Origin of the sequence: Candidatus Cyrtobacter comes (genome assembly GCF_034470605.1) — a bacterium.
Classification (GTDB): domain Bacteria; phylum Pseudomonadota; class Alphaproteobacteria; order Rickettsiales; family Midichloriaceae; genus Cyrtobacter; species Cyrtobacter comes.
In genome coordinates, this window is record NZ_JARGYT010000039.1 from 1 (window position 1) to 10,993 (window position 10,993).

Here is a 10,993-nt window from a genome sequence, read left to right on the forward strand (position 1 = left end):
ACAACCGCAATATCTACATTCAATTGTCATCCATTTTCTCCTTCCTATTCCAATATAGGCATAATCTCATTCTATTGTCTATAATTATTAGGTAATGCCAGTATTATGCCATCTCAAATAAAACATCTATAAGTTTAATAAAATTACTTTTTATGTAATCATTTTATATAGCTTCAGCTGAATAGTAATCTAAGCTTAATTAGCATAGCTAGTTGGCTATAATATAGATAATGTTATTACATGTTGCCATCTCAAATAAAGCAGCTAATATTTAATAGAGACAGATCTTTTTAGAGATTTATTTTAAAGGTCTGTATCTTCCAGTACTTTAACATATAGAAAAAGTCTTACTTTTTTGTCCAGTAGTTTAGAAATCTCTGCTCTTGAATCTTGCCCTATCTTCTTTATGTTTGCTGCCCCTGAGCCAATCACTATTGCCTTATGTGAATTTTTATTTACAAAGATAGTTTGATTAATATATAAATCATCTCCTTGCTCTTCCCACCGTTCAGTAGTTATTTGAACTGAATATGGTATTTCGTCCTGTATCCTATATAATAGCTTTTCTCTCGTAATTTCCTGGGCTAGCTCTTTTTGGCTAATATCTGTCACTTCGTCATTCTCAAACATCCATGGATTATTATTAGAAAGTTCGCATAATCTTGCTGTGAAACTATCTATGCCAGTAGATTTAGTAGCGGAGAGGAGAAAGATATCCAAGGGATTATAGATATCACCTATGTTTTTCATATGAGGAAGTAGTACCCTTTTATCTCTTATTTTATCTATTTTATTTAGAAGAAATATTGAGCCTTGAATTCCATTTGGTAAGTGGCTCTTATCTAGACCATATTTACATAATCTGCATGAATCGATTACTACGCAGGTAATATCTGAGCTTTCAATGGCTTCAAGTGCAAAATTTTTCATTTGCTTTTCAAGTGCGTTTTTGGAATTTTTGAAACCTGGGGTGTCAGTAAATATTATTTGGCATTTATCAACATTTTTTATACCTATTATATTAAACCTTGTTGTTTGGCTCTTAGGAGAAATTATAGAAATTTTTTGTCCAACAATTTTATTTATTAATGTAGATTTTCCAGCGTTTGGTAAGCCTACTAAGGATACGGTGATCAAGCTTTTTTCCATCTTATTTTAGATTAAGTTTTTCTATTAGTTTTAAAGCAGCGTTACATTCTGCTTCTTTGATAGAATTGCCGTCTGCATGGGCGCTTCCAATATCTTGCGCCGTGACACAAACCTCAAAAATAGATTCATGAGAAGGGCCAGATTTCTTTGTTACTTCATATGTTGGGATAGATTTACCACTTTTTTGCACTATTTCTTGTAGTAAAGATTTGGGATTTTTATGCATCATATCATCACGTGAAAAAGTTCCCTCCCATAGATCTAAGACAAATTTTTCACTTTCTTGATAGCCACCGTCCAAAAATACAGCGCCAATTAAAGCTTCCATTACATTTTCTATATTGTTTGCATTTTTCCTGCCGCCAGAATTCTCCTCTCCTTTATCCATTATAATAAATTCACCAATAGAGACCTTGTTGGCTACTTTATTGATTGCCTCAGAGCTAACTAAATTTGAATGCATTAAAGATAAGTGCCCCTCTGGAGAGTGTTGAAATTTTATATATATATATTTGGCTATTATAGCCCCTAAAATTTTATCGCCAAGAAATTCTAATCTCTCATAAGACGGGTTTTTATTACAAGATTTGTGACTTGGGTGAGTTAATGCTTGTTTTAATAAATTACTATCTTTGAAATTATAGCTTATTTTCATTTAAATCTTTTAAAAACCCTTGTAAAATCTAAGCTCATTAAATCTTTTAAATTAAAAAAGACTATTTGTACCTTTCCTATAAGGTTTGTTACAGGGATAAATCCCATATCATTTATAAATCTACTATCAGCAGAATGGTCCCTGTTATCTCCTAAAAAAAACACATGCCCAGCCGGTACCTTATAGGTTGCGGTAGTATTAGGAAAATCTGATGTATCACCAGAAGAGCTTATAGTTTGATAAGATTTTTCTGCAAATTTTTCTAGAAAAACTTCACAAAATTGTTCTTCCATCTTTATCTCATTTTCTTTACAGCTGCCCACATAATCTCTTTCTGCGCGTTGCCCATTTATATATAGCCTCCCTTCTATGATTCGTACTTCGTCACCAGGTAATCCTATAAGTCTTTTCACCAAAGCCACGCCTCCAGGTTCTTTTTTAAATACTATTATATCACCATATTGTGGTTGCTTATAAAAATACGTACCATTAATTAATGGTAAATCAAATGGCATTGAGAACCTATTATATCCATAGGTGTACTTAGATACAAATAAAAAATCACCGATCATCAGAGTCGGTATCATAGAGCCGGTAGGTATTCTATAAGGTTCGAAAATGAAAGATCTTACTATTACCACAACGAATAATACAACAAAGATCTCTCTTACTATCTTAAGATTAAAATATTTATTCATTTATTTTAAGAGTTATACAAAAGACCCATAAATAAGCACGGACTGAATATCATCATTATAATTTGAAGTCTATCTTTAAATAGCTCTTAAACTATGTTTGCTGAAATATTGATGTGCTAATAGTCTAGCTATAAGAATTATAAAGATTGTAAAATTTTTACATATAAATAGATTTTTGCTATGATTCTTTTTTAGTAAAAAGGTCCAGCAATAAGGTATCGCGATTGTTAAAAATTGTTGTGTCTGGAGAGGAAAATGTAAAAGCCCAAGGTTTGGGAAATACGAGATAGAATTTGGCAAAATGTGATATATATGCTTCTTATTGATTTTTAAGAACGCAAGGTTACAATTAATGGTTGAGTTGGTTGTATAACTGATGTCATTAGGTAATTCGTTTATATATTTAAGATGTATCAAGTTCCTATAAACAAACTATATAAAATTTGGTTTAATAGTAATCCAGAAAAATGTCTTGATGAAGAAAACAAACTAAGATTTATCAAGATGGTAAATGATAATCCAAAAGCAACAGTTAGTTTTCTTTATAGTGAGGCGTTACTTTCTGAGAATGCTGTTAATGAGCTAAATTCATTTTGTGCAAAGCATAAGATTCAACCAGTTAGCTTAGAAAGCTTTAAAGATCAGTTACGTCATAAAACTGAAAAAGAATTATTTGATCTAATAAATACAGAGTTAGAATGTTGGAAGAAAGGCATTGGCGGCAACCCTGCTGCTGCGTCTGATATTGCACGAGTTTTAGTGCCTATAATAGATAAATTGGGTGTTTATTCTGATTTTGATACTCCTTTAAATTTCTCGAAGCTAGATGGTGTGGCTGTCGATTCAAAACACTGTGTGATTCTTAATGTATGTTCTGATATATTTGGTTCTACGTCTGTTTATTCAGATTTTTTAGCCTTTGCAAGAGATGAAAGTGGTAATTTACATCCTAAAGCACTAGATTTTATAGATAGTTGTCAGAATAAAATGTTAGAAGCTTATAAGAAGGGGGCTAGTAATTTATTGGATGATATTATTCCTGGAGTTTGTTCAGTAGGATCTAACCCTAATAATCAACTGCTAATAGCTTTTATTCAGGAATTCATAAATTCTAATCCAAATACAAATGGAATTATTGAATTTCGTCGCTTCTTACAGGAAAATTTTAATGCAAAATTTTTGATGGAAAAATGTCTCAGAAAGTCTTTTGAAAATACAAAAAGTATATATAAATTTGAGCCGGGAATGGAAAAGGCTATTGAAGAAATTTGTGATAGTATTAACGGGGCTGATTTTAGAAAAGTATCTGAAGAGTGGGCGTATGAAATATGGAAGGTAGCTCTTAAAATAGTCGACTATAATTCTTCTCCTAAAGAATTATGCGAGACATTGAGAAAAGACCTTTTTACAGGTTCTGTTATGTGTTATTCAGGACCATGTACATTAGTAAAAGCACTATATTCACAGTTCGTTAATGAATTGCAAAACTCAAACCCACAAGTAGATTATAGCAATGCATCAAAAACATACACGTCTCTTTTGTATAAATTTCTTATAGAGCATGATACTGAAAATAATGGGTTACCTTCCTGCGAACCAAATATGCATGCGGTAAATATGAACGCAAAGACTTCAACGAATCCCGGATCTACTGATATCTCATGGGATAAGGTTGGTATACAAGCAAAGGAGGAAAGGGAGAAAATGATGCATGGTGCCGCTGCTAAGATCCAGAAAAATTGGCGTGGGCATACGGCAGCAAAAAAAGCAGCTCAAAAGGAAAAAGGGGGGATTTAAAGATGGATCACTAGAAATAATAAGTACGGTGATACTCTGAGAGAAGATGGGTTTAGCCTAGCTACATTGCAAGAAAGCAAGGCGATAAAAGTGAGATGCTGTACTCTCTTTTATAACTTGTGTAAAGCAAAGTGCATAACGAGGGTATAACTTGGGTATCCATCTAAAGTCTCACACCACAACAAGATATATGCTAAAACGCAAGACAAGAAATGTATGAACTATGGCGGCAAAAATAGATAGCAAAAAACTTAAATCTTTTGCTATCTGATAATTAGTTATATTAATAGCTTCAAAAGAGTTCATTTCATAATCGATGTACAAATGTGATAATTGTTAGAGGGGTGGCAATTTCAAACGAGATTTTGATTAATTCACTGGCTATATTGATCTTTAATCTACTTTATCGCTATTGATTGCTTTAATTACTGAGATAAATTTGCCAGATTTATTTATATCGAAAAACGTTTTAACATAAAAGATCCCGCCTGGATCTTTCTTAACTATGCCAACTCTTATCCCAGGTGGAAATATCTTGGCATCACCTGATGTTAAAACAATTTCTCCTTCAATATCGTTAACGTCTTGAGGTAAATATTTTAGTAGTATGCGAGAGCCGTTACCAAACGTAATACATCGAATATTACTCTTAGATAGAATTATGGGGATTTTAACACCATAAGAGTGTATTAATTTGGCCCTAGATGTTTTTTCTCTTACTGAATATAGGATAGCGGCAAGGTTGTCTTTACTTGTAACTAGTTGCTTTTCTTGTAACCCTTGGTTTATACCGGCAAATATCATTATACTACTTTCCATAATGTCTTGAGAAATTGGCAAAAATTCACTTGTTATGTAATCAATTTCATAACTTGATGTATAACTTAGCATACTTTTTAGCTCTGCAATTTCTGCGCTTAAAGCCTTATAACCGATGATTTGAGATTCTAATCCAGAGACTTTGAGCCTTAAATACTCATTCTCATAATTAGCATCTATATAATTAGACATTTTATAGTATAGATCTGGAATTCTAAACGATAAGTACCTATTAGAGGTGATCAGTAATTGGTCTATAGTACCTTGGATTTGTGATCTATAAATTGATGCAAAAATTACTAACAATCCGCAAATAAGTATAGAGAGGAAAAGGCTGGCATTAAGTACAAAGATGCGTATGACCACCCTAATTATAGAGGTGTTTTGCTTTACAACCTTATCACGCTTGCTGCTGAGCATTTTTTCTTCTTTTTTTTAGCTCTTTAAAATCATCGCCAGCATGATAAGAAGATCTGGTAAGTGGGCTGGATGAAACCATTAAAAAGCCCTTTATTTTGGCAATTTTTGCATAACGCTCAAATTCTTCTGGTGTAACATATTTGTGTACAGGCTCATGCTTTTGTGTGGGTTGTAGATACTGCCCTATTGTTAAAAAATCAACTTGAGCAGATCTAAGATCATCCATAACTTGGAGGATCTCTACTTCTTCCTCGCCTAAACCAACCATTATACCTGATTTAGTGAACATACTACTGTCTATTATTTTAGCGGTATTGAGTAAATTTAATGAGTTAAAATATCTTGCACCAGGTCGTATTCTACTATACAGCGATGGAACCGTTTCTATATTATGGTTAAAGACATCAGGTTTTGCGCCTATCACGATATTAAGTGCCCCATCTTTTCTTAAAAAATCTGGTGTTAAAACCTCAATAGTTACATCTGGTGATAATTTTCTTATCTGTTTAATACAGCTTGCAAAATGAGAGGCCCCACCATCGGCAAGATCATCTCTATCTACAGACGTTATAACTACATGGCTTAAACCAAGTTCCATAATCGCGAGTGCTATTTTTTCTGGCTCATGTGGATCTAGTAGATCAGGTACACCAGTTTGAACATTACAGAATCTACAAGCTCTCGTACAGACACTACCAAGTATCATGAAGGTAGCATGTTTCTTATCCCAGCATTCACCTATATTTGGGCATGCAGCTTCTTGGCATACAGTATTCAAGCCGTGTCTTTTTATTATATCTGCGGTATCAGAATTATCAAACCCGATCTTAGTTCGTACTCTTATCCAGTGAGGTTTTTTGAGCTTATTTTCTCTATATTCTAAAACGCCTTGCTCCGGATAACTATTGTTCATAACAAACAAAATACAAAACGAACTTCAAGATGAGGCAAGAAAAACGCAACCACATATGTAACTACAGAGTCACAGATATCGTAAAGCTGCAAATATACTCTCGCAAAATAAAAACCAAAGCCGGATTAGCGGCGCATACTAATGAGTAATATACACAGCGTGAACTACTTTTACAAGACACAATACAACATTGCGATTAAAAGATGCAGGAAAGCTAAATTTGGGTGCGTTGACCTTTTATTTTATCCATGATTTACGCAAGAAGACCGGCAATTATAGAGCTTATCACATGGTTACATTTTCATATGGTAAGAAAAGCATGCCATATAACTCATGAATTAGGTATGGTTATTTAAGTTAAATTAGCATAATAAGGCTAATACGCTGTAACGTAAAGAGTATTATTAAGTATCATATCTCAAATAAAACGGTTATAGTAGTTAGCTAGGTTTAACAGAGGAGAAAAAAGATATTGCGATTCCATTCATACGACCCCTCTTGTTCTCTTTTTTAATAATGATTATTAATCTTGATTCATTAATAGTGGGGTACCTCATTTTTAGTAAGGCTACAAATCATCCTGCTCATATAACAATGTATCAAGATTGATACCGTTGATTATGTTATTTCTTATTTTTTTCATTAAATCTTGGTAATGTTGTAAATTATGTAATGATAGAAGCATAGCCCCAAGGATTTCATTGGATTTAACCAAATGCCTTATATACGATTTCGTGAAATTCTTGCATGTATAACAACTACATAATTCATCTAGTGGTGAGAAATCCTCTTTATATCTTAAATTTCTAATATTTAAGCTTCCCCCAGTTACGAAGGCTTGCCCGTTTCTTCCAGAGCGTGTTGGTAATACGCAATCAAACATATCAATTCCTTGCTGTACAGCCTTAACTATATCGCTTGGTTTGCCAACGCCCATAAGATATCTTGGTTTATTTTCTGGTAGTGCATTCACGGTATAGCTAAGTACCTCTATCATTAAATCCTGTGGCTCCCCAACCGCAAGACCGCCAACGGCATAACCATCAAAATCAAAGCTTTTTAGTTGCTCCGTAGATTCTAGTCTTAGTTCTTTATACTGCCCACCCTGTACGATTGCAAATATTCCATGCCCCTCTCTTTTTTTATATGCGTCAAGAGATCTTTTTGCCCATCTTGAAGAAAGTACCATTGCACTTTGCGCTTCTTGGAATGTGGATGGATATTTTATACATTCATCCAGCACCATAGTAATTGTACTTCCTAGAGAATGTTGTATTTGGACCGATCTTTCCGGTGATAATAAATGTTTTGAGCCATCTATATGGGATTGAAATATAGCACCATCTTCGGTAATTTTTCTGAGCGCGGAAAGTGACATAACTTGGAAGCCACCAGAATCTGTTAATATCGCGCCATCCCATCCCATAAATTTTCGTAAACCACCGGCTTTTTCTACCAATTCATCACCTGGTCTGAGCATTAGATGATATGTATTAGATAATATTATCTTAGAGCCTGTATCTTTTAAATTTTGTGGGGTAATTGCCTTTACAGTACCCAGAGTTCCGACTGGCATAAAAACTGGTGTTTCTATCATGGCATGAGCAGTTTTTAAAAGACCTGCCCTGGCCATACCAAAAGAGGCAACCCTATCAAATTTAATCATATAGCTTCTTAATTTCTACAGGATATTTTTTCTTCAATACTTCTATATAACTTGAGAAAAGTATATTTTTTATAACCCCATCATATACACCAGAAGCTATAGCGCTTTCCAAGGTTTTTTTATAATTTTTCTCTACTGGGAGTACTGCAAGAACGCGTATCATAGTAATTTTACCACCCTTTTCAAATATTTGCGAAAATTCGCCAACTTCTGTAGCGAACAATTCCAAGAGATGATTATGTGGTATCACGGAATCATTTTCATCTTTGGTGCTTTCTTGCGAAATTGCTATTTCTTTTTCAAATATATGAATATGTGCAGGGGCAAATTTTCTTTCAGCCGGTATATCTGTTAGTTCAACATTATCAGATATCAGCTTTTTTCTGAATGAGGACATAAGATCAAGAGTTTTTTGTTTTTTTACTTCTTTTTCATATATTGGAATCAGCTCTTTTCTTATTTTATAAAAGTCTTTTACGTACGCTCTTTCTATCTCTTCTACTTTTAGTATAAATGCATTTTGTTTATCTATATGTTTTACAGAAGAAAGATCACCATTTGGAGTGGAGATTGCTGTATTTTTTATAATATCTCCAAAGTTTTCATTGTCTTCGGAATTAGCTGATATATAAGCTGATTGAATTTTGAGCCCATAAGATTTTGCAATTACATTCATATTAACCCCAGACTCAAGTTTTTGTTCTATTTCTTCAACTTTATCATTAAAAATATCTATATATTTTTGATCGAATACATATTTTTTTAATTCATCTTTAACGGATTCAAAATCCTTTATTATCTCTGCTTTAGAATCTATAACATTAAAAATAGCCCAACCTGCTGCTGTTAGTATAGGTGCACTTTTTGATCCAATTTTAATAGCGAATATATTACTCTCTGCATTATCATATACAATTGAGCCTAAATCTGAAGCTGAGATATATTCTGGATTTTGCTCATATTCGATTTTATATTTTTCTGCTATAGCCTTAAAAGAATCACCGCTTTTATGTGCATTAAATGCGTCTTCTTTATTTTTAAATCTTAAGACCTGTAATTTTCTAAGTTCTGGAGTAGTAAATTTGCTTTTTGTAGCTTCGTATGCTTGTTTTACCTCTTGATCTTGAACAGATATCTTTTTTGTATCCACAAGCAGTGCTGCTGGCATCTTTAATATAGAGACATTTCTAGTCTCAGGTACTGTAAACAGTGATAAATTTTTCTTTAATGTCAATTTTAAATCATCATCAGTTGGTTCTTGAATGCTCTCAATCTTAGAATAATCAATTTCAAATATTCTGATTTTTCTGCGCATATGGTTAGCATATGCAATTTGCTCTATAAATAGATTATCTAATAATGGCACAGAATAAAATACTTCTGAAATGATACCTGATGAGATTTGATCTTTAACCAAATTCATAAAAGCCTCTTTGGAGAGGCCGGTATTTTTCAGCATGTATTCAAACCTTTCTGTATCAAATTTCCCATCTGTAACCAAGTGCGGCATTGCATCAATAACATAATGCGCCGTTGTAGAATCATCTATTTCTATACCTAAACTCTTCGCCTCTATTCTCAATAATTCTGAGATAACAAATTTATTAAATACTTCTTTCACAATATAGGGGTTATTGACTAGTGTTGAATAATCTTGCTTAGCAAGTTCTATATTATTCATTCTCAATTGTTCTAATCTAGTTCTTAGTACCTTTTTCCACTCCGCTATTGAATAATCTGAACTGCCAATTTTAAATGCTACATCATTTCCCTTCATAAAACCTATAAATCCTGAAAGGAGAAATAGAGCGGCTAATACTATGAGCATCGCCTTAACAAACCAGTTATTTAAACCAGATCTTATTGAGCCTAGCATATAAAAAGATGCGATAAACCAGAGCCGAGATGACTATCACAGTAAAAAAGAAAATACAAATTATAAAACATACTGTAAGAGACCAAAAGGGCCTTATAAATCATACAAGGCCCTCTTAATAGATATGGAAGCTTAAATCTTGATACTTGCTCTAAAATATACAGTGTTTTCGCTAAAATCACCGCTCCAAACGCTACCATTATAGCCAAGAGAGGCACTGATACGCTCACTGCATTTATATACAATTGCTATGCCTGTTTGTGCAGATAGTGATGGCTGCAATAGACCTTCCACTTTAAAGCTAGTGGTTTTAGTATCTGTACCATTAATTCCCTTCAATGCCGCATTAACCACAGATTGACCACTCAATATATTACATGCGATCCCCAAACTTGCCTCTAGCGATACGCGATCTGAGGCGTCATAGTGCCCACCGATAGTGATATAAGGTATAAGCCTTTCTATATGTTGCCTACGCACATGTAAGCTTAATGAATCTGCGCTTTTTTCTTTATATCTACCATTCCTGATATAATGATAATCAATACCTGTGCTAAATTTCATATTTAGATATTTATTGATATTTGTATTATGAGTAAAATTTGCACCAACACTTATTGCAGAGCCACGGCTGTGTGAAGTAGCTACTCTTTGCGGCATTTGACCTATAGAAATAGATCTTGATGCGCTATTTTTGATTTTTGCGAAGCTCGAAGTAAAATTCACCTCATTTTGCGGAGTAATTGCATAACTGCCGTATAGTATAAGATCATAGATATTTGAATCTAATTTATCTTTCTCTGTGTTATCCTTAATATTCGCCCCCATATAGGAAAATGCAGAGCCTACTAGAATATTATCAGAGAGTTTAGGCACTGTTAACAAAGGTTTTGCCAAATAATGGAAAAGATGCAATATTATATTGGAGGCGATAAATATGGTATTTAGATGGATAAAAGGTTGTTTCCGATCGACATTAAAACGTTCAATGAATGGGTTT

General features: G+C 33.4%; 9 protein-coding genes. 1 reads left to right on the forward strand and 8 read right to left on the reverse strand.

Going from position 1 to position 10,993, the window contains the following annotated elements:
* Nucleotides 1-303: 303 nt before the first annotated feature.
* Genes era through lepB form a run of 3 tightly spaced genes read right to left on the reverse strand, consistent with a single transcriptional unit; the run spans nucleotide 304 to nucleotide 2,502 of the window.
* Nucleotides 304-1,149, reverse strand: coding sequence for a GTPase Era (era, locus tag Cyrtocomes_RS03445; protein ID WP_322497810.1), 846 nt, complete (start codon nucleotides 1,147-1,149; stop codon nucleotides 304-306).
* Between the two features lies 1 nt (nucleotide 1,150).
* The gene (gene rnc, locus Cyrtocomes_RS03450; protein ID WP_322497811.1) at nucleotides 1,151-1,804 is read right to left on the reverse strand and encodes a ribonuclease III; all 654 of its coding nucleotides are present in this window, start codon (nucleotides 1,802-1,804) and stop codon (nucleotides 1,151-1,153) included.
* Nucleotides 1,801-2,502 (reverse strand): signal peptidase I, encoded by a 702-nt coding sequence (gene lepB, locus Cyrtocomes_RS03455; protein ID WP_322497812.1) that lies wholly within the window; start codon nucleotides 2,500-2,502, stop codon nucleotides 1,801-1,803. The genes rnc and lepB overlap by 4 nt, the downstream gene beginning before the upstream one ends.
* A gap of 408 nt (nucleotides 2,503-2,910) precedes the next feature.
* Here lepB and Cyrtocomes_RS03460 point away from each other — a divergent pair, with 408 nt between their 5' ends.
* Nucleotides 2,911-4,299 carry a glycosyltransferase family 88 protein gene (locus Cyrtocomes_RS03460; RefSeq protein WP_322497813.1) on the forward strand — a complete coding sequence of 463 codons (1,389 nt, stop codon included), beginning with the start codon at nucleotides 2,911-2,913 and terminating at the stop codon, nucleotides 4,297-4,299.
* A gap of 393 nt (nucleotides 4,300-4,692) precedes the next feature.
* On the opposite strand, the gene mreC is transcribed toward Cyrtocomes_RS03460, so the two are convergent.
* From mreC to Cyrtocomes_RS03485, 5 genes are all read right to left on the reverse strand, one after another.
* On the reverse strand, nucleotides 4,693-5,538 hold the full coding sequence (gene mreC, locus Cyrtocomes_RS03465) for a rod shape-determining protein MreC (RefSeq protein ID WP_322497814.1): 846 nt from the start codon (nucleotides 5,536-5,538) through the stop codon (nucleotides 4,693-4,695).
* Entirely contained in the window at nucleotides 5,519-6,451 is a 933-nt protein-coding gene (gene lipA / locus Cyrtocomes_RS03470; RefSeq protein WP_322497815.1) for a lipoyl synthase, read from the reverse strand. The genes mreC and lipA overlap by 20 nt, the downstream gene beginning before the upstream one ends.
* Before the next feature lie 568 nt (nucleotides 6,452-7,019).
* Complete coding sequence (tgt, locus tag Cyrtocomes_RS03475; protein ID WP_322497816.1) at nucleotides 7,020-8,117, reverse strand: tRNA guanosine(34) transglycosylase Tgt; 1,098 nt, start codon at nucleotides 8,115-8,117, stop codon at nucleotides 7,020-7,022.
* Complete coding sequence (locus Cyrtocomes_RS03480) at nucleotides 8,110-9,993, reverse strand: SurA N-terminal domain-containing protein (RefSeq protein ID WP_322497817.1); 1,884 nt, start codon at nucleotides 9,991-9,993, stop codon at nucleotides 8,110-8,112. Before Cyrtocomes_RS03480 ends, tgt begins: the two co-directional genes overlap by 8 nt.
* 132 nt (nucleotides 9,994-10,125) lie before the next feature.
* Nucleotides 10,126-10,993, reverse strand: an 868-nt coding sequence (locus tag Cyrtocomes_RS03485; protein WP_322497818.1) for an autotransporter outer membrane beta-barrel domain-containing protein, incomplete at its 5' end; no start/stop codon positions are given.

What these genes read in the sequence shown, in the direction of transcription:
- era (WP_322497810.1), bottom strand. Translation starts at nt 1,149, where the DNA reads ATGGAAAAAAGCTTGATCACCGTATCCTTAGTAGGCTTACCAAACGCT.
- rnc (WP_322497811.1), bottom strand. Translation starts at nt 1,804, where the DNA reads ATGAAAATAAGCTATAATTTCAAAGATAGTAATTTATTAAAACAAGCA.
- lepB (WP_322497812.1), bottom strand. Translation starts at nt 2,502, where the DNA reads ATGAATAAATATTTTAATCTTAAGATAGTAAGAGAGATCTTTGTTGTA.
- Cyrtocomes_RS03460 (WP_322497813.1), top strand. Translation starts at nt 2,911, where the DNA reads ATGTATCAAGTTCCTATAAACAAACTATATAAAATTTGGTTTAATAGT.
- mreC (WP_322497814.1), bottom strand. Translation starts at nt 5,538, where the DNA reads ATGCTCAGCAGCAAGCGTGATAAGGTTGTAAAGCAAAACACCTCTATA.
- lipA (WP_322497815.1), bottom strand. Translation starts at nt 6,451, where the DNA reads ATGAACAATAGTTATCCGGAGCAAGGCGTTTTAGAATATAGAGAAAAT.
- tgt (WP_322497816.1), bottom strand. Translation starts at nt 8,117, where the DNA reads ATGATTAAATTTGATAGGGTTGCCTCTTTTGGTATGGCCAGGGCAGGT.
- Cyrtocomes_RS03480 (WP_322497817.1), bottom strand. Translation starts at nt 9,993, where the DNA reads ATGCTAGGCTCAATAAGATCTGGTTTAAATAACTGGTTTGTTAAGGCG.